This window comes from Rhizobium sp. P40RR-XXII (genome assembly GCF_012641405.1).
Taxonomy (GTDB): Bacteria; Pseudomonadota; Alphaproteobacteria; order Rhizobiales; family Rhizobiaceae; genus Rhizobium.
Genome location: NZ_JABAII010000001.1, coordinates 447,675 through 465,453 on the forward strand (window position 1 = coordinate 447,675; position 17,779 = coordinate 465,453).

Below are 17,779 nucleotides of genomic sequence, written 5' to 3' on the forward strand. Positions count from 1 at the left end.
AAAATCCCGCCTGGAGAGGCGGGATTTTCCATGTTTCGGCGGGTGTGACGGGGCGGCTCAGGCGCTCTCGGCGAAATCGCTGCTATCGGGCTCGCGCAGCACATAGCCGCGGCCCCAGACGGTTTCGATATAGTTGGCGCCGCCGGCGGCATTGGCCAGTTTCTTGCGGAGCTTGCAGATGAAGACGTCGATGATCTTCAGTTCCGGCTCGTCCATGCCGCCATAGAGATGGTTGAGGAACATTTCCTTGGTGAGCGTCGTGCCCTTGCGCAGCGAGAGCAGCTCCAGCATCTGGTATTCCTTGCCGGTCAGATGCACGCGCTGGCCGCCGACTTCGACGGTCTTGGCGTCGAGGTTGACGATCAATTCGCCGGTCATGATCACCGACTGGGCATGGCCCTTGGAACGGCGAACGATGGCGTGAATGCGGGCGACCAGCTCATCCTTGTGGAAAGGCTTGGTCATGTAGTCGTCGGCGCCGAAACCGAGGCCACGAACCTTGTCCTCGATGCCGGCCATGCCGGAGAGGATGAGGATCGGCGTCTTGACCTTCGAAAGGCGCAGGGTGCGCAGGACTTCGTAGCCGGACATATCGGGAAGGTTGAGATCGAGAAGAATGATGTCGTAGTCGTAAAGCTTTCCGAGATCGACGCCTTCCTCACCGAGATCGGTGGTATAGACGTTGAAACTTTCGGATTTGAGCATCAACTCGATGCTCTGCGCTGTCGCGCTGTCGTCTTCAATGAGTAGAACCCGCATAATTGTCCCCTTTACCGCCGCCGAAAGGTCGTCAGCCCCCTTACGCGATACCGATCAAATCACTGGTTGATTTGGAAGCTGCCATGCAATGGTTAACAAATTCTGATTCACTCTGGCAAGTCGTATCGAATTTATTAAATAATTTTTCCATTGCACTGTTTTCCAACGACAATCAGTAAAATCTTCTCCTAAAGTATCGCATTAAGAACTTACGCCAAGTGATTCATCCGACTCATCAATGCCAACATGTCGAAATCCGACCACAACATTTACCGAGCCTTAAATCATTGCGCCTATCATTAACGATGCCCGTAAACGAAAGGTTACCAGCGGTAGGCTTTTATTAAGATCGCTGGAAATTTTTTTAACCAAGCCGTCTCAAAGCGGTTCGGCGGGCGGAAATATCGAGAGCCGGGGTCTCGCATCACGGGAGTAATGCGTATGAAGTCACGTGAGAGCCTTGTTCGCCTGAAAGAGTTTCAGGTGAACGAAAAACGCCGTCAGCTGCAGCAACTGCAGATGATGATGGCGGAATTTGACCGCATGACGAAGGAACTGGAAAGCCAGATCGTGCTGGAAGAGAAGAAGTCCGGCATTTCCGATCCTAACCACTTTGCTTACCCGACTTTTGCCAAGGCGGCCCGCCAGCGCGCGGACAATCTGCAGGTGTCGATCCGTGAGCTGCAGGTTCAGGAAGAAACGCTGGAAAGTTCGCTTGAGGAAATGCAGGCGGAATATGCCAAGGCTGCCGCGCTCGAGGAGCGTGATGGTTTGGGTCCGGCGCGGGCACGCGCCTGACAATGCAAGCCCGTTGCTTTTCGGGATCGGATTAGCTTCGTCCCGATATAAGGGCAATCTTCGCAATGCGGAGAAGATTTGACGGCAGGCGTTTGAAAGCTGCGCATGACTGGCCGTGACAGGGCCGGCCATGCGCAGCTTTTGCATTCTGTAAATTAATCCGTCTATCCGGACGGATTAATTCCGCTTGAATGATTACCGCAAGCATATGCACGGTTGGTATTGACGCGTCCTTAGAGCATTTCCGCTTTTCTTTGAATCGCGAAAACGCTCTATCCTCTTGTTTCCCAACGCATTCCGGACGGAAAACAGCCGCGCGCTTTTCCTGAAAGTGTCTTAGAGATTGACGACGTCGCGCCAGTCGTCGTGGCGTTGTGCCTGCGCCTTGAAGAAGGGGCAGAGCGGGATGATCTTCCAGCCGCCGCGCCGGGCTTCCTCGACGGCGTGAAGCGCCAGCGCCTGGCCGACACCCTTGCCGCGCAGGGCATCCGGCACGCCGGTATGATCGATGATGATCAGCTTGGGAGAGGTGCGGGAAAACGTCATTTCCGCCTCGTGGCCTTCGACGGTCGCGACATACCGGCCGCCGGAGGCATTGTTTTCGTTGCGGATATCCATGATTTTCTCCCTTATCGCGTTGTAGACGGCGAAGATTGCATGCACCCGTCGCGCTGCCAACTCCCGAATGATCTAGGAGAAATCAGTCTGTCGCCGAATGTTTTCAAGCGGTTCGCTTGCCCGGCAATCAATAACCAGTTCGCTTCGACGTCAGCCGCGTCAAATAATTCGGGCCTCTTTCTTGGAAAAGAGGCCCGAACACAAAAGCAAATTAAGGTGGTGCTGTCGCTGCTGTCAGTGGCGATACTGCTGTATCCGGGTCGTCCGAAGGCCGGCGAGGCCATGGGTATTGATGGACGACTGCCAGGAGAGGAACTCTTCGACGGTCAACGTATAACGTTCGCAGGCTTCTTCCAAGCTGAGCAGACCACCACGCACGGCGGCGACAACCTCTGCCTTACGACGAATGACCCAGCGGCGCGTATTCGGCGGCGGAAGGTCTGCTATCGTCAGCGGGCTGCCATCGGGGCCGATGACATACTTCACTCGGGGACGTATCATTTCGGTCATTGGACTCTCTACACACACTCAAGACCACGAGAGGCACTCTATCTTGCCACATTTAAAAATTGCCTAAGCCCCTAGTAAGACTTTGCTAATAATTTTAATCAATGTGGCGGGCGGCTGATTTGCGTGTGTGCTGCCTGGGTGAAATGCCAGAAAGACTCTGTTATTTCAGGGGAAATCGCTTTCGTCCTATGATTTTTCGTCAGTAAAAACTTACGCTCCAGAACCGAAATTGCGAAGTTTGGCCTGCTGCCCTGAGGGTCAGGGCAGGCGCAAGAATTGCTTTTTACTTGCGAAAATAGACTTACGCCGACACGCCGTGCTTCTGTCCGCCCCAGCAGATGAAATGCGGATTGGCGAAATCGGCATCCTCATTCTGATCGGTCTTGCCATAGGTCAGAAGGCTGCCTGCAACCGTTACGGTCGTGCCGCCGGCGGCGCGCAGGACCGCGTCGCCGGCGGCCGTATCCCATTCCATGGTACGGCCGAAACGGGGATAGACATCGGCTTTGCCTTCGGCGAGGAGGCAGAATTTCAGGGAAGAACCGATCGACGTGCAGGCGGAAACTGCATTGTCGGTCAGAAAGTCCTCGGTCCTCGCGTTGCTGTTGCAGCGGCTTGCAAGCGCGGTCAGTTTGGCCGGGCGCTCACGCACGGCGATGGTCAAACGGTCGGAGACGGCAAAGTGCTCGTCGACGATCAGCTTGCGCGCCCTGCCGGGTTCGCCGGTAAAAGCTATTCCGAGTGCCGGTGCGTAGACGATGCCGGTCACGGGAATGCCGTTCTCGACATAGGCGATGTTGACGGTGAATTCGTCGCGATGCTCGATGAATTCGCGGGTGCCGTCGAGTGGATCGACGAGAAAGAAGGCGCGGCCGCGAACGTCCGGGATCTGGCCGGCGGAGACCTGCTCCTCGGCAATGGCCGGGATATGCGGGAAATCGCGTTCGAGATGCCTGAGAATAATGCGTTCGGCCTTCTCGTCAGCGAGGGTGACCGGGCTCATGTCCTGCTTTAAGGCAACCGCATAGCCGGCGCGATAGACCTCCAATATGGCCTGTCCCGCCTCGAGCGCCGCCTTTTCGAATGTTGCAAGCATCTGCCTGTTCGTCTTTCCGCGCCGTGTGCGCCTCAAGTCTCTGGACATTATAGATAAGAAGTCGCGCTTACAGAATTTAGACTTCCGATGCCTCGGTTTCTTTCGCCTTAACCTCTGGCTGAAGGTTTAGCAACAAAACTTGTCAGACTCTCAGTGCCGCCGACGTTTTCGGCATGCCCGCAGTGTGTTCGCCTGAAAATAAATCCCAGCCGCTCCTGCGCAATCGGGAAAGAATGTGTTCTGTTTGCGAAGCTTTTTCGTCCTTTCGGGACTTGTCGTTTTTATTGCATGTGCGAATGTGCGGCCGGATCGTGATCGGGATGAATGCATGCGTTATTCGGCTTATCAGCTTCTAAAACAGGCGTTTTCGGGCAATCGCCATTGGCGGCCGGTGTGGCGGACGCCGGAGCCGAAACCACATTATGACGTGATCATCGTCGGCGGTGGCGGTCACGGGCTGGCAACGGCCTATTACCTCGCCAAGGAATTCGGCATTACCAATGTCGCGGTGCTGGAAAAAAGCTACATCGGCTCTGGCAATGTCGGCCGTAACACCACGATCATCCGCTCCAACTATCTGCTGCCCGGCAACGAGCCCTTCTACGAGTTCTCGATGAAGCTCTGGGAAGGGCTGGAGCAGGATTTCAACTATAATGCTATGGTCTCCCAGCGCGGCGTCGTCAACCTGTTCCATTCCGACGGCCAGCGCGATGCTTATGCCCGGCGCGGCAATGCCATGCGCATGCACGGCGTCGATGCGGAACTGCTCAATCGCGAGCAGGTTCGGCGAATGATGCCTTACCTGAATTTCGACCATGCGCGCTTTCCGATCCTCGGCGGTCTCCTGCAGCGGCGCGGCGGCACGGCGCGACACGATGCGGTCGCCTGGGGCTATGCGCGCGGCGCCGATAACCGCGGCGTCGATCTCATCCAGCAATGCGAGGTGATCGGCATCCGCCGCGAGAACGGCGTTGTCACCGGCGTTGAGACCAATCGCGGCTTCATAGGCTGCAGCAGGCTGGCGCTCGCCGCCGCCGGCCATACGTCGATCCTGGGCAACATGGCCGATCTGGAGCTACCGATCGAAACGCATGTCCTGCAGGCCTTCGTTTCCGAAGGACTGAAGCCCGTCATCGATAACGTCATCACCTATGGCGCTGGACACTTCTATATCTCGCAGTCCGACAAGGGCGGCTTGGTCTTCGGCGCGGATATCGACTACTACAGCTCCTATGCGCAGCGCGGCAACCTTGCCACCGTCGAACATACGATGGAGGAGGGCGTGTCGCTCATTCCCGGCCTGTCGCGCGTGCGCGTGCTGCGCACCTGGGGCGGTGTCATGGATATGAGCATGGACGGCTCGCCGATCATCGATCGCACGCCCATCGAAAATCTCTATCTGAATTGCGGCTGGAACTATGGCGGCTTCAAAGCGACGCCGGCCTCGGGCTTCTGCTTCGCGCACCTGATCGCCAGGGGCGAAAGCCATGATGTCAGCCGTCTTCTGCGCCTTGACCGCTTCGAGCGCGGCTTCGCGATCGACGAGAGCGGCAAGGGTCCGCAGCCGAACCTGCATTGAGGGCACGAAACCAATGGCAAGCTTGATCAACTGCCCGCATTGCGGCGTGCGACCCAAGGAAGAATTCTCCATTCGCGGTACTGCTTCCGTCATTCGTCCGGCGCCGACCGCATCGGATGAGGACTGGAACCGCTATGTCTTCATCCGCGACAATGAGCGCGGCCGAATTCAGGAATATTGGCATCATGGCGCGGGGTGTCGCCGCTGGCTGGTCGTCGACCGCAGCAATGTCACCCATGAGGTCTTTTCCGTTATCGATGCCGAAGACAAGGCGAAGGAGGCGGCGCGATGACCGCCTATCGTCTGTCTACCGGCGGCCTCGTCAATCGCAGCCGTCCGCTTTCCTTCAAATTCGACGGCAAGGACATGAAGGGGCTGGAGGGCGATACGCTCGCCGCCGCTCTTCTTGCCAATGACCAGCTGCTCGTCGGGCGCAGCTTCAAGTATCACCGGCCGCGCGGGATCCTGACGGCGGGCTCGGCCGAGCCCAACGCGCTTGTTACGACAGGCAAGGATGGTCGCACCGAGCCGAATACGCGCGCAACCGTTGCCGAGCTCTATCAAGGCATGACGGCTACGAGCCAGAACCGCTGGCCATCGCTGAAGTACGATTTCGGCTCGATCAACGGCTTGCTGTCCCCCTTCCTCGGTGCCGGCTTCTACTACAAGACCTTCATGTGGCCGGCCGCCTTCTGGGAGAAGGTCTACGAGCCGATCATCCGGCGCGCCGCCGGCCTCGGCAAGGCGGTCATGCAGACCGATCCGGATCGTTATGAGAAAGCCTGGGCGCATTGCGACCTGCTCGTTATCGGCTCTGGTCCTGCGGGCCTGATGGCTGCTCTGACGGCTGCCCGCGCCGGCCTGCGCGTTGTCCTCGCAGACGAAGGATTCCGGTTCGGCGGCTCGCTGCTTTCGGAACGGCTGACGATCGGCGGCGCTTCCTCGGATGTTTTCGTCCAGGCGGTGTTGGAGGAGCTGCAGAGTTTCGACAACGTGACGTTGATGCCGCGCACGACCGTATTCGGCTGGTATGACGGCAATGTCTTCGGCGCGGTCGAGAAAGTGCAGAAGCATGTGGCGATGCCATCGCCCGACCTGCCGGTCGAACGTCTCTGGCGCATCGCCGCCAAGCGCGCCATTCTTGCATCGGGCGCCGAGGAGCGGCCGCTGGTGTTCGGTGGCAACGATCGTCCGGGCGTGATGATGGCCGGCGCCATGCGCAGCTACCTCAACCGCTATGGCGTCGTTGCCGGGCAGAAGGTGGCGGTTTTCACCAATGGCGGTTCCGGCTACCGCACCGCCGCCGATCTGGCCGCCGCGGGCGTCGAGATTTCGGCAATCCTCGATACGCGAGCCGCATCGGCCGACATTGCTCCGCAGGGTGTTCGCGTGGTTCATGCGGCCAGCGTCCACGCGACCAAGGGCAAGTATCGCATCGGCGGCGTCATCGCCGATCGCGGCGGGCTGGATGAGCTGATTGCCTGCGACGCGCTTGCCATGTCGGGCGGCTGGTCGCCGATCATCCACCTTGCCTGCCAGCGCGGCGCAAAGCCGGTATGGTCGGACGAAAAGCAGGCCTTCATGGCGCCGCTCATTGGCGGCGAACTGGAGATTGCCGGTTCTGCTGCCGGCATCGAGAGCGTTTCCGGCTGCCTTGCCGATGGGACGGAAAAGGCGCGGCGGGTCGTCGAAAGCCTGGGCCGCACGGCTCATGCGGCTGACCTGCCCGAAGTCGAGGGGGAGTATGATCCATCCTTCGCGGCGATCTGGCATGTGCCGGGTGCAAAGGACAAGGCATTCGTCGACTTCCAGAACGATGTCCATGCCAAGGATCTGGGTCTCGCGCTGCGCGAAGGCTTCGGCCATGTGGAGCATGCCAAGCGCTATACGACCAGCGGCATGGCGACGGACCAGGGCAAGCTCGGCAATGTGAATGCCGCCGGCATGATCGCCGGCATGCGCGGCGTCAGCCCCGCCGCTGTCGGAACGACGACATTCAGGCCGTTTTACACGCCGGTCTCCTTCGGTGCGCTGGCGGGCACGGCACGCGACAAACACGCGCAGCCGGTCAGGGAATCGCCGCTGCATGGCTGGGCGAAGAAGAATGGCGCGACCTTCGTCGAAGCAGGTCTCTGGTATCGCTCGTCGTGGTTTGCCCGGCCGGGTGAGAAGGGCTGGCACGACAGCGTCGACCGCGAAGTCCTGAACGTCCGCAACAATGTCGGCCTGTGCGATGTGTCGACGCTCGGCAAGATCGAGATCTTCGGCAAGGATGCGGCGGAGTTTCTCAACCGGCTCTATTCCAATGCCTTCCTGAAACTGCCGATCGGCAAGGCGCGCTATGGCTTGATGCTGCGCGAGGACGGCATGGTCTTCGATGACGGCACGACGAGCCGGCTGACTCCGGATCATTTTTTCATGACGACCACGACGGCGATGGCCGGCGAGGTGATGACCCATATGGAATTCGCAGCGCAGACGCTTTGGCCGCAGCTTGACGTTCGCTTTGTCTCCTCTTCCGATCAATGGGCGCAGATGGCGATTGCCGGCCCGAAGGCGCGGCTGGTTCTTGAGCAGATCGTCGAGGATGATATTTCTGACGCGTTCTTCCCGTTCCTCGCTGCCGCCGAAGTTCTGCTGAAGGGCGGCTTGCGGGCGCGTTTGTTCCGCATCTCCTTTTCGGGCGAGCTTGCCTATGAACTTGCTGTTCCCGCCGGCTACGGCGAGGCGGTGGCGGACGCGATCATGGAAGCCGGCAAGGTGCACGGCATCTGCGCCTATGGCGTCGAAGCGCTCAACGTGCTGCGCATCGAGAAAGGCGATGTCACCCATAATGAGCTGGATGGCCGCACCACGCCCGACGACGTCGGGCTCGGCCGGATGATGGCGGCGCAGAAGCCGGATTTCATCGGCAAGAGGCTATCGACCCGCTTTGGTCTTACGGCCGCTGATCGTGGGCAGCTCGTTGGCCTGAAGCCTCTCGATACGACGAAGGAAATCCATGCCGGCGCGCATCTTTTGAAGGAAGGCGCGAGGCCGTCGACCGTAAACGACCAGGGGCATGTCTCCTCGGCCTGCTTCTCACCGGTGCTGGGTCACTCCATCGCGCTGGCCTTCCTGAAATCGGGCCGTGAGCGGATCGGCGAGCACGTGGTCGTCTGGGATGGGTTGCGGGGCGAGGAAGTGCCTGCCGAGGTTTGCAGCCCCGTCTTCGTCGATCCTGATAACAAGAAGCTTTTGGGGTGAGGGATCTATGAGCGTCGCGTTTCAGAACAGGCATGTGCTGGAAGATCATATTTCCGGCTTCGAGGCTGCCGCCAATCCGAATCACCTTGCCGTCGTGCGCCGTCCCGCTATCTTTTCCGTGCTCGGCAGGGCCGGGGATCAGGATGGCGTTCTGGCGAGCCTGAAGGCGATCAAGGTGGTATCCGTCCGCGATGTCGGACCGAGGGAATGGCTTGTCGTGTCCGGCACGCTTGGCGCCGATAGCGTGGCGCGGGATCTCTTCGCGCTCGATCCGGCCCGGCTTTCCTTTTTCGAGCAGAGCGATGGCCGCGTGCTGCTTCGCATTTCCGGCCCCAATGTTCGCCGTATTCTCGCCAAATGCGTGGCCGTCGATCTGCATCCGCAGGTCTTTGCAGAGGGGCGGTCTGCCAGCATGCTGTGCTGCCATGTCGCCGCCAATGTCGCCCGCACCGGTCCCGACCGTTTCGAAATCATCGTGCCGCGCTCCTATGCCGGCCACGTGTTCGAAGAGGTCATGGAGATGGGGCGGGAGTTTGCGCTGACAGCTGGGTTTGCCGATTGAAAAGCCCCGTGACGGCGAAGATCGAGTGCCTCACTGGCTGGCCGGTGCCGCCGATCGCCAATGGCGCGATCCGAACAATCGCCATGGCGCAAACAGACATATCGGCTTCGCAGTTCGGGCTATTTGGCCTACCGGATAGTCTCTAGGTTTCCTCTCAAATGCGGTCGGTCGCGCGGGAAGACACCCGGCGGCTTCGTGCCGAAAACAGGGGATTCCCAGATGAAAAGCCATGCCAAGGTCGTCGTCATCGGTGGCGGTGTCGTCGGATGTTCGGTGCTCTATCATCTCACCAAATTCGGTTGGACGGATGTGGTGCTGCTCGAGCGCTCCGAGTTGACATCCGGATCGACCTGGCATGCTGCGGGCGGCATGCATACGATCAACGGCGATCCGAATGTCGCCAAGCTGCAGAAATATACGGTCGAACTCTACAAGGAAATCGAGGAATATTCAGGTCAGGACATCGGCCTCCACCTGACCTCCGGCCTGATGCTGGCGGCCACCCCGCAGCGCTTCGACTGGCTGAAGTCCATTCTCGCCAAGGGCCGCTACAACGGCTTGGAGGCGACGTTGCTGACGCCGAAGGAAGCGCATGAAATGATGCCGCTCCTCGATCCCGATCAGTTCGTCGGCGCGCTCTATGACCCCGTCGAAGGCCATCTTGACCCCTATGGCACCACCCATGCCTATGCCCGTTCGGCGAAGAAGAACGGCGCCGACATCTATCTGCACACCAAAGTGGAAGAACTGGTGCAGCGCGAGGACGGTTCCTGGCGCGTCATTACCAACCAGGGCGAGATCATCGCCGAGCACGTCGTCAATGCCGCCGGTCTTTGGGCGCGCGAAGTCGGCCGTATGGTCGGGCTGGAGCTTCCGGTACTCGCCATGGAGCATATGTACCTGATCACCGAGGACATGCCCGAGGTGATCGACTTCAACAAGACGACGGGCAGGGAGCTGATGCACTGCGTCGACTTCGATGGCGAGATCTATCTGCGTCAGGAGCGGCAAGGCATGCTGATGGGCACCTACGAGAAGGCATGTCGCCCATGGTCGCCGGTAACGACGCCATGGGATTTCGGCCACGAGCTGCTGGCCGAGGATATCGAGCGCATCACGCCGGAACTGGAGGTCGGCTTCCGCCATTTCCCGGCCTTCAACAATGCCGGCATCAAAAAGATCATCAACGGCCCCTTCACCTTCTCGCCGGATGGCAACCCGCTCGTCGGACCGGTCAGAGGCTTGCGCAATTACTGGTCGGCCTGCGCCGTCATGGCCGGCTTCAGCCAGGGCGGCGGCGTGGGGCTCGCGCTCGCCAACTGGATGATCTACGGCGATCCGGGTTTCGACGTCTTTGCGATGGACGTCTCCCGCTACGGCGACTACGCGACGCTCGCCTATACGAATGCCAAGGTGCGCGAGAACTATGCCCGCCGCTTTTCGATTCGCTATCCGAATGAAGAGCTGCCGGCGGCGCGTCCGCTGCTGACGACGCCAATCTACGACAGACTGAAGCAAGCAGGCGGCGTCTTCGGCGCTTATTATGGCCTGGAGCAGGCTCTGTGGTTCGCCCCGCAGGGTGAGGTCGACCAATTCTCCTGGCGCCGCTCCAACGATTTCGATGTTGTCGGTGCCGAAGCCAAGGCGGTGCGCGAGAGCGTCGGCCTGATGGAGACTTCGGGTTTTGCCAAGTATTTGGTCAAGGGGCCAGGCGCGGAAGCTTTCCTCGATAGGCTGCTGGCCTGCCGTATTCCGGCCGTGGGCCGCATGACGCTGGCGCCAATGCTGAAGCATGACGGCAAGCTCATCGGCGATTTCACGCTGGCGAAGCTGGGAGAAGGGGATTTTCTTCTTATCGGCTCGGGTATTGCCGAATCCTATCACATGCGCTGGTTCGAAAGCCTGCTGCCGAAGGATGGCTCGGTCGAACTGCAGGCCCTCGGTCTTTCGCTGCTCGGCCTTTCAATCGCCGGTCCGAACGCCCGCAAGCTCATGCAGAAGCTGACCCATCAGGATCTGTCGACTGCTGCCTTCCCCTTCATGTCGATCCGCCGCATGGATCTCGGCATGGCGCCGGCGATCGTCGGCCGGGTCTCCTATACGGGCGATCTCGGCTATGAAATCTGGATGAAGCCGGAATATCAGCGCTATATCTTCGATCGCCTGATGGAGGAGGGGGCCGAATTCGGCATCCGACTCTTTGGCCTGAGAGCATTGAATGCGCTGCGTCTCGACAAATCCTACGGCAGTTGGGCGCGCGAATATCGCCCGCTTTACGGACCGCTGGAAGCAGGACTGAACCGCTTCGTAGCGCTGTCCAAGGAGGCTGATTTCGTCGGCAAGGCGGCTGCAGCCAAGGAGAAGGCGGAAGGCGGGACGCTGCGGCTGCGCACCTTCATCCTTACCGCCAGGGATGCCGATGTCATCGGCGACGAGCCGATCTATCATAACGGCGCCGTCTGCGGCTGGGTAACGTCGGGCGGCTACGCCCACGGCTCCGGCCTTTCGGTTGCCGTCGGCTATGTGCCGAAGGAAATCGCCGACGAGACCCAGGGGTGGTCGATCGAATTGCTCGGCGAGCTTCTGCCGGCAAAGTTGCAGGCTGAACCGCTGTTCGACGCCGACGGCGCCCGCATGCGCGCCTAGCAGTCATTATCGAGAGTAAGGACGGCAGGCCCAATCTCGGGTCTGCCGCTGATAAAAGCTTTTCAGCGGACATTCCCAACTTGATCGCTTTGGCTATTTTTGAGCCAGAAGCTGCCGCTTTTGTGTCATTTTTGGTCGGATTCGCATCAGCGCACAGCGATTTGAAAAGAATTTGTCAATTTCTTGCCTTTTTGGCTTCACATTTCCCTCGAAAGCGGTATGGAATCGGGGCCGCGGGCCTTCGCGAAGGAACCTAAAAAAGTAATAAGAGATGCGGTGGACTGACGCCGCATCCAGGGGAAATGACATATGGATTATTTTATCCAGCAGCTCTTGAACGGGCTGACTCTCGGGTCGATCTATGGCCTGATCGCCATTGGCTATACAATGGTTTACGGCATCGTCGGCATGATCAATTTTGCCCATGGCGATGTCTTCATGCTCGGTGGCTTTGCCGCTCTTATCACCTATCTGGTTCTCGTATCGCTCGTCGCCGGCTTGCCGGTTGCGGTCTTGCTTCTGGTGATGCTCATCGTCGCCATGTTGATGACGAGCCTTTGGAACTGGGTGATCGAGCGTGTCGCCTACCGGCCGCTGCGCGGTTCGTTCCGCCTTGCGCCGTTGATTACCGCGATCGGCATGTCGATTGTGCTGTCGAACTTCATCCAGGTCGCTCAAGGCCCGCGTAACAAGCCGATTCCGACGCTGGTAGGCGATGTCTACAATTTCGGGGCCGTATCGCTGTCGCTGAAGCAGATTATGGTTTTCGTCATCACTGTCGTCCTGCTCGCGGCCTTCTGGTATCTGGTCAACAAGACGGCGCTCGGCCGCGCTCAGCGCGCCACCGAGCAGGATCGCAAGATGGCGGCATTGCTCGGCATCAATGTCGATCGCACTATCTCCGTCACCTTCATCATGGGTGCGGCATTGGCTGCCGTCGCCGGAACGATGTATCTGATGTATTATGGTGTCGCCAACTTTTCGGACGGTTTCGTGCCGGGCGTCAAGGCCTTCACCGCAGCGGTTCTCGGCGGCATCGGTTCGCTGCCGGGGGCGGTCCTTGGTGGGCTGATGATCGGCCTGATCGAGTCGTTCTGGTCGGGCAATTTCGCCATCGCGTATAAGGATGTCGCAACATATGGCATCCTGGCCTACGTGCTGATCTTCAAGCCGACGGGTATTCTCGGACGGCCGGAAGTCGAAAAGGTATAACGTCATGGCAAATTCAAATTTCGTTGCAGGCAAGACCCCTCCCGGCCTTGTCCAAAAAGGGATTACCGACGCCTTCTGGACTGCGCTGATCGCCTTCGGCATGTTCGTCCTCTATATCGGCCTGAAGACCGATCAAAACATCGACAACAAGCTGGTCATCGTCCAGCGCTGGGGCTTGCTGGCCACCATCGTCGCCATCGCGGCGGTCGGGCGCTTCGTCATGACGGTGTTCGTGCAGCCCCTTTTGGACGCGAGAAAGGCTGAGAAGGCCAAGGCTGCGCCCGTTGTCGCCGAACAGGGCTTCGTCGGCAAGAATTTCAATATGATGGCGCTGGTTTTCCTGCTCATCTATCCGATGCTGGCGCTGGCGCTTTTCGGTCCGCAGGGGTCGCTGACCTATGTCGACAACTTCGGAATCCAGATTCTTATCTACGTGATGCTGGCCTGGGGCCTGAACATCGTCGTCGGCCTCGCCGGCTTGCTGGACCTTGGCTACGTCGCCTTCTACGCGGTCGGCGCCTATTCCTACGCGCTGCTGTCGACGCATTTCGGCTTGTCGTTCTGGATCCTGTTGCCGCTCTCCGGTATCTTCGCCGGTCTTTGGGGCATGATTCTCGGCTTCCCGGTTCTGCGTTTGCGCGGCGACTATCTGGCGATCGTGACACTGGCCTTCGGTGAGATCATCCGCATCGTTCTGACCAACTGGACTGATGTGACGAAGGGCAGCTTCGGGATTTCCAACATCACCAAGGCATCGCTGTTCGGCATCTATACCTTCGACACCAAGGATCCGCACAACTTCATCCGCACCTTCGGTCTGCCGTTCTCATCGGCCTGGTACAAGATCTTCCTCTTCTACGTCATCCTGGCGCTCTGCATGCTGACGGCCTATGTGACGATCCGGCTGCGGCGCATGCCGATCGGCCGTGCATGGGAAGCGCTGCGTGAAGACGAGATCGCCTGCCGTTCGCTCGGCATCAACACGGTGACGACGAAGCTGACGGCTTTTGCCACCGGTGCGATGTTCGGGGGATTTGCCGGCTCCTTCTTCGCGGCCCGTCAGGGCTTCGTTTCACCGGAATCTTTCGTCTTCCTCGAGTCCGCTGTGATCCTAGCGATCGTCGTCCTTGGCGGCATGGGCTCATTGAAGGGCATCGCGATCGCGGCGATCGCCATGATCGGCGGCACCGAACTGCTGCGTAACATGGGTTTCCTCAAGCTTTTCTTCGGGGCCGATTTCACCCCTGAACTCTATCGCATGCTCATCTTCGGGCTTGCGATGGTTGTCGTGATGATCTTCAAGCCGCGCGGCTTCGTCGGCACCCGCGAGCCGACCGCCTTCCTCAAGGAGCGAAAAGCGGTCTCCGGCAGCTTTACCAAGGAGGGCCACGGCTGATGAACGCTGTGACCACAACCCCCGACAACGACATCCTGCTGAAGGTCGATCACCTGTCCATGAGGTTCGGTGGCCTGATGGCGATCAACGACTTCTCCTTCGAGGCGAAGCGTGGCGACATCACAGCGTTGATCGGACCGAACGGCGCCGGCAAGACAACGGTGTTCAACTGCATAACCGGTTTCTACAAGCCGACGATGGGCATGATAACGCTCAACCAGAAAAGCGGTAAGGACTATCTGCTGGAACGGCTTCCGGATTTCCGGATCACGCGCGAAGCCAAGGTGGCGCGCACCTTCCAGAACATCCGCCTGTTTTCGGGCCTTACCGTGCTCGAGAACCTGCTGGTGGCGCAGCACAACAAGCTGATGCGGGCATCCGGCTACACGATCCTCGGCCTGCTTGGCGTCGGCCGCTATCGTTCAGAGGCGAAGAACGCGATCGAGCTGGCGCGCTTCTGGCTCGAAAAGGCCGATCTCATCGATCGCGCCGACGATCCCGCCGGTGATCTTGCCTACGGCGCCCAGCGTCGTCTGGAGATTGCCCGCGCCATGTGCACAGGCCCCGAACTGCTTTGCCTGGACGAGCCGGCTGCCGGTCTCAACCCTCGCGAGTCCCTGGTTCTTAACGAGTTTCTACGCAGCATCCGCAAGGATACCGGCACCTCGATCCTTCTGATCGAACATGACATGTCGGTGGTCATGGAAATCTCCGACCATGTCATCGTGCTTGAGTACGGGCAGAAGATCGCCGACGGCACGCCGGATGAGGTCAAGAATGATCCACGGGTGATCGCCGCCTATCTGGGTGTCGAGGATGAAGAAGTGGAAGAGGTGATTGCCGAAGTCGAACACCTCCAAGAGGGTGAAAATTGATGACGGGGCAACCGCTTCTGAAGGTCCAGGGTGTCGAGACCTATTACGGCAATATCCGCGCTCTTGCCGGTGTCGATATCGAAGTCAACAGCGGTGAGATCGTCAGCCTGATCGGTGCCAACGGCGCTGGCAAGTCGACGCTGATGATGACGATCTGCGGCAGTCCGCAGGCACGCAGCGGTTCGGTCACGTTCGACGGCCGCGATATTACCCGCATGCCGACGCATGAGATCGCAAGGCTTCGCATCGCCCAGTCGCCTGAAGGGCGGCGCATCTTTCCGCGCATGACGGTCCATGAAAACCTGCAGATGGGCGCGAGCCTGGACAAGCTCAAATATTTCAACGAGGACGTCGAGAGGATCTTTACGCTCTTCCCGCGCCTCAAAGAGCGCCAGTCGCAGCGCGGCGGCACGCTTTCGGGCGGCGAGCAGCAAATGTTGTCGATCGGCCGAGCACTGATGGCGCGTCCCAAGCTGCTGCTGCTGGACGAGCCTTCGCTCGGTCTTGCGCCCCTGATCGTCAAAGGTATCTTCGAGGCCATCAGGGATCTGAACAAGACCCAGGGGCTGACGGTCTTTCTGGTCGAGCAGAATGCCTTTGCGGCGCTGAAGCTTTCCGATCGCGCCTATGTGATGGTCAACGGCCGGGTGACGATGACCGGTTCGGGCAAGGAGTTGCTTGCCAATCCGGAAGTACGCGCCGCCTATCTCGAAGGTGGGCATCATTGAGTCTCGTTCCGCGGAGAATTTGATATGCAGGGACTTTTCTTCGACAGCGATAGCGGCGGACGCATGGTCATACGCGCGGTTATCGTCATTCTTGGGCTCTGGACCGCATGGCGCGCCGGCCGTGCCGTGGCTTCCAATTGGGACTCCTACCCGCTGGCGGTCATCTACAGCTTCCTGATCGGCCTTGGGTTGCAATTCCTGCACCACGCGCTGTTCAACGGACCGGTGTTCGATCCGACGATCTACATCATCGACGTCGTTCTCCTGCTCGTGTTCTCGATGGCCGGATATCGCTACCGGCGCACCGACCAGATGGTGAATAATTATTACTGGCTCTATGAAAAGACCTCGGCCTTTTCTTGGAAGAAGAAGAATTGACAGTGTGCTTAAACTAGGCTCAGTCTGCGTGCAGCATAGGCGTCATCCTGCCTCATAAAAGTAAGTGATAATGGCAGGATCATGCTTCCAGAGTTCGGAAATATAAGCGTTACCGGCGTGATGATTGGTGGGTATCGCGCAGGGTAAATCAACGGAACCCGCTTAAAAATTGGGAGTAACAATATGAAGAAGTATCTTCTGTCGGCGGTGGCTTTGTCGGCGATGATCGCGTTTGGCGGCGTTGCCAAGGCCGACATCATTATCGGCGTTGGCGGTCCGTTGACCGGCCCGAATGCTGCGTTTGGCGCGCAGCTCCAGAAGGGTGCGGAACAGGCTGCTGCCGATATCAATGCGGCCGGCGGCATCAACGGGGAAAAGGTCAAGATCGAACTCGGCGACGACGTGTCCGATGCCAAGCAGGGCGTTTCGGTCGCCAACAAGTTCGTCGCTGACGGCGTGAAGTTCGTTATCGGTCACTTCAACTCGGGCGTTTCCATCCCGGCTTCGGAAGTTTACGCCGAAAACGGCATCTTGCAGATCACTCCCGCTTCGACCAATCCGCAGTTCACTGAACGCGGCCTGTGGAACACTTTCCGCACTTGCGGTCGTGATGACCAGCAGGGCGAGGTTGCCGGCAAGTATATCGCCGACAATTTCAAGAGCGCCAAGGTTGCCGTCGTTCACGACAAGACCCCGTATGGTCAGGGCCTGGCCGATGAAACAAAGAAGAACCTCAACGCCGATGGCGTAAAGGAAGTTCTTTACGAAGGCATCACCCCCGGCGACAAGGACTACTCCGCCCTCATCGCCAAGATGAAGCAGGCTGGCGTCGACTTCGTCTATTACGGCGGTCTGCATACCGAAGCCGGCCTCATCATGCGTCAGATGGCCGACCAGGGCGTAAAGGCTCACTTCATGTCCGGTGACGGTATCGTCTCGAACGAACTGGCTTCGATCGCCGGCGATGCGGTTGACGGCACGCTGATGACCTTCGCGCCGGATCCGCGCAAGAACCCGGCTTCCAAGGATCTGGTTGCCAAGTTCCGCGCTGCCGGCTACGAGCCGGAAGGTTACACGCTCTATTCCTATTCGGCTCTGCAGGTTATCGCCGACGCCGCCAAGGCTGCCGGCTCCAACGATCCGATGGCTGTAGCGGACGCACTGAAGGCAAAGGGTCCGTTCAAGACCGCCATCGGCGAGCTTGGCTTCAACGCCAAGGGCGATATCACCCGCCCGGACTACGTGATGTACAAGTGGGCCAAGGGTTCTGACGGCAAGTACAACTACGACGAAATCTCGAAGTAATCTTTGCACTGCCTTTTTAGGCATTGCTGGTGATCTGAGGAGCCCGGCCATCGGCCGGGCTTTTCTCATGT

Annotated in this window: 17 protein-coding genes; 13 read left to right on the top strand and 4 right to left on the bottom strand. The window is 59.2% G+C overall.

The window, feature by feature from the left end:
- Positions 1-57: 57 nt before the first annotated feature.
- Positions 58-759, bottom strand: a complete 702-nt coding sequence (gene ctrA / locus HGP16_RS02150) for a response regulator transcription factor CtrA (protein WP_069611718.1) — start codon at positions 757-759, stop codon at positions 58-60.
- A 441-nt stretch (positions 760-1,200) separates the two neighbouring features.
- Here ctrA and HGP16_RS02155 point away from each other — a divergent pair, with 441 nt between their 5' ends.
- Positions 1,201-1,557 (top strand): flagellar export protein FliJ, encoded by a 357-nt coding sequence (locus HGP16_RS02155; RefSeq protein ID WP_149634533.1) that lies wholly within the window; start codon positions 1,201-1,203, stop codon positions 1,555-1,557.
- Positions 1,558-1,893: 336 nt separating this feature from the next.
- Here the strand turns inward: HGP16_RS02155 and HGP16_RS02160 are convergent, their stop codons facing one another.
- The 3 genes from HGP16_RS02160 to cysQ form a co-directional block, all read right to left on the bottom strand.
- Positions 1,894-2,175 (bottom strand): GNAT family N-acetyltransferase, encoded by a 282-nt coding sequence (locus tag HGP16_RS02160; RefSeq protein WP_168838368.1) that lies wholly within the window; start codon positions 2,173-2,175, stop codon positions 1,894-1,896.
- A gap of 234 nt (positions 2,176-2,409) precedes the next feature.
- Entirely contained in the window at positions 2,410-2,685 is a 276-nt protein-coding gene (locus HGP16_RS02165) for a DUF1153 domain-containing protein (protein ID WP_004107124.1), read from the bottom strand.
- Between the two features lie 301 nt (positions 2,686-2,986).
- On the bottom strand, positions 2,987-3,781 hold the full coding sequence (cysQ, locus tag HGP16_RS02170) for a 3'(2'),5'-bisphosphate nucleotidase CysQ (RefSeq protein WP_168838369.1): 795 nt from the start codon (positions 3,779-3,781) through the stop codon (positions 2,987-2,989).
- Between the two features lie 328 nt (positions 3,782-4,109).
- Between cysQ and HGP16_RS02175 the strand changes: the two genes are divergently transcribed.
- From HGP16_RS02175 to HGP16_RS02230, 12 genes are all read left to right on the top strand, one after another.
- On the top strand, positions 4,110-5,360 hold the full coding sequence (locus HGP16_RS02175) for a sarcosine oxidase subunit beta family protein (RefSeq protein WP_168838370.1): 1,251 nt from the start codon (positions 4,110-4,112) through the stop codon (positions 5,358-5,360).
- A gap of 13 nt (positions 5,361-5,373) precedes the next feature.
- The gene (locus tag HGP16_RS02180; RefSeq protein ID WP_168838371.1) at positions 5,374-5,652 is read left to right on the top strand and encodes a sarcosine oxidase subunit delta; all 279 of its coding nucleotides are present in this window, start codon (positions 5,374-5,376) and stop codon (positions 5,650-5,652) included.
- Positions 5,649-8,606 (top strand): sarcosine oxidase subunit alpha family protein, encoded by a 2,958-nt coding sequence (locus HGP16_RS02185; RefSeq protein ID WP_168838372.1) that lies wholly within the window; start codon positions 5,649-5,651, stop codon positions 8,604-8,606. Before HGP16_RS02180 ends, HGP16_RS02185 begins: the two co-directional genes overlap by 4 nt.
- Before the next feature lie 7 nt (positions 8,607-8,613).
- A complete protein-coding gene (locus HGP16_RS02190; RefSeq protein ID WP_168838373.1) occupies positions 8,614-9,168 on the top strand; it encodes a sarcosine oxidase subunit gamma in 555 nt (184 codons plus the stop codon).
- 8 nt (positions 9,169-9,176) lie between these two features.
- On the top strand, positions 9,177-9,314 hold the full coding sequence (locus tag HGP16_RS02195) for a hypothetical protein (protein WP_168838374.1): 138 nt from the start codon (positions 9,177-9,179) through the stop codon (positions 9,312-9,314).
- Positions 9,315-9,387: 73 nt separating this feature from the next.
- Positions 9,388-11,814 (top strand): FAD-dependent oxidoreductase, encoded by a 2,427-nt coding sequence (locus HGP16_RS02200; protein ID WP_168838375.1) that lies wholly within the window; start codon positions 9,388-9,390, stop codon positions 11,812-11,814.
- A gap of 309 nt (positions 11,815-12,123) precedes the next feature.
- Positions 12,124-13,026: a branched-chain amino acid ABC transporter permease gene (locus tag HGP16_RS02205; protein ID WP_168838376.1), complete on the top strand. Its 903-nt coding sequence runs from the start codon at positions 12,124-12,126 to the stop codon at positions 13,024-13,026.
- Positions 13,027-13,087: 61 nt separating this feature from the next.
- Positions 13,088-14,422, top strand: a complete 1,335-nt coding sequence (gene livM, locus HGP16_RS02210; RefSeq protein WP_409526804.1) for a high-affinity branched-chain amino acid ABC transporter permease LivM — start codon at positions 13,088-13,090, stop codon at positions 14,420-14,422.
- The gene (locus tag HGP16_RS02215) at positions 14,422-15,297 is read left to right on the top strand and encodes an ABC transporter ATP-binding protein (RefSeq protein ID WP_168838378.1); all 876 of its coding nucleotides are present in this window, start codon (positions 14,422-14,424) and stop codon (positions 15,295-15,297) included. Before livM ends, HGP16_RS02215 begins: the two co-directional genes overlap by 1 nt.
- A complete protein-coding gene (locus tag HGP16_RS02220; RefSeq protein WP_168838379.1) occupies positions 15,297-16,025 on the top strand; it encodes an ABC transporter ATP-binding protein in 729 nt (242 codons plus the stop codon). Before HGP16_RS02215 ends, HGP16_RS02220 begins: the two co-directional genes overlap by 1 nt.
- Before the next feature lie 24 nt (positions 16,026-16,049).
- The gene (locus HGP16_RS02225) at positions 16,050-16,403 is read left to right on the top strand and encodes a DUF6867 family protein (RefSeq protein ID WP_168838380.1); all 354 of its coding nucleotides are present in this window, start codon (positions 16,050-16,052) and stop codon (positions 16,401-16,403) included.
- Positions 16,404-16,586: 183 nt separating this feature from the next.
- The gene (locus tag HGP16_RS02230; protein ID WP_168838381.1) at positions 16,587-17,708 is read left to right on the top strand and encodes a branched-chain amino acid ABC transporter substrate-binding protein; all 1,122 of its coding nucleotides are present in this window, start codon (positions 16,587-16,589) and stop codon (positions 17,706-17,708) included.
- Positions 17,709-17,779 lie beyond the last annotated feature (71 nt).

Excerpts from the sequence above, each read along its gene's own strand:
- cysQ (WP_168838369.1), bottom strand. The coding sequence starts at position 3,781 with ATGCTTGCAACATTCGAAAAGGCGGCGCTCGAGGCGGGACAGGCCATA.
- HGP16_RS02190 (WP_168838373.1), top strand. The coding sequence starts at position 8,614 with ATGAGCGTCGCGTTTCAGAACAGGCATGTGCTGGAAGATCATATTTCC.
- HGP16_RS02200 (WP_168838375.1), top strand. The coding sequence starts at position 9,388 with ATGAAAAGCCATGCCAAGGTCGTCGTCATCGGTGGCGGTGTCGTCGGA.
- HGP16_RS02180 (WP_168838371.1), top strand. The coding sequence starts at position 5,374 with ATGGCAAGCTTGATCAACTGCCCGCATTGCGGCGTGCGACCCAAGGAA.
- HGP16_RS02155 (WP_149634533.1), top strand. The coding sequence starts at position 1,201 with ATGAAGTCACGTGAGAGCCTTGTTCGCCTGAAAGAGTTTCAGGTGAAC.
- HGP16_RS02215 (WP_168838378.1), top strand. The coding sequence starts at position 14,422 with ATGAACGCTGTGACCACAACCCCCGACAACGACATCCTGCTGAAGGTC.
- HGP16_RS02220 (WP_168838379.1), top strand. The coding sequence starts at position 15,297 with ATGACGGGGCAACCGCTTCTGAAGGTCCAGGGTGTCGAGACCTATTAC.
- HGP16_RS02185 (WP_168838372.1), top strand. The coding sequence starts at position 5,649 with ATGACCGCCTATCGTCTGTCTACCGGCGGCCTCGTCAATCGCAGCCGT.
- ctrA (WP_069611718.1), bottom strand. The coding sequence starts at position 759 with ATGCGGGTTCTACTCATTGAAGACGACAGCGCGACAGCGCAGAGCATC.
- HGP16_RS02225 (WP_168838380.1), top strand. The coding sequence starts at position 16,050 with ATGCAGGGACTTTTCTTCGACAGCGATAGCGGCGGACGCATGGTCATA.
- HGP16_RS02165 (WP_004107124.1), bottom strand. The coding sequence starts at position 2,685 with ATGACCGAAATGATACGTCCCCGAGTGAAGTATGTCATCGGCCCCGAT.
- HGP16_RS02160 (WP_168838368.1), bottom strand. The coding sequence starts at position 2,175 with ATGGATATCCGCAACGAAAACAATGCCTCCGGCGGCCGGTATGTCGCG.
- HGP16_RS02230 (WP_168838381.1), top strand. The coding sequence starts at position 16,587 with ATGAAGAAGTATCTTCTGTCGGCGGTGGCTTTGTCGGCGATGATCGCG.
- HGP16_RS02175 (WP_168838370.1), top strand. The coding sequence starts at position 4,110 with ATGCGTTATTCGGCTTATCAGCTTCTAAAACAGGCGTTTTCGGGCAAT.
- HGP16_RS02205 (WP_168838376.1), top strand. The coding sequence starts at position 12,124 with ATGGATTATTTTATCCAGCAGCTCTTGAACGGGCTGACTCTCGGGTCG.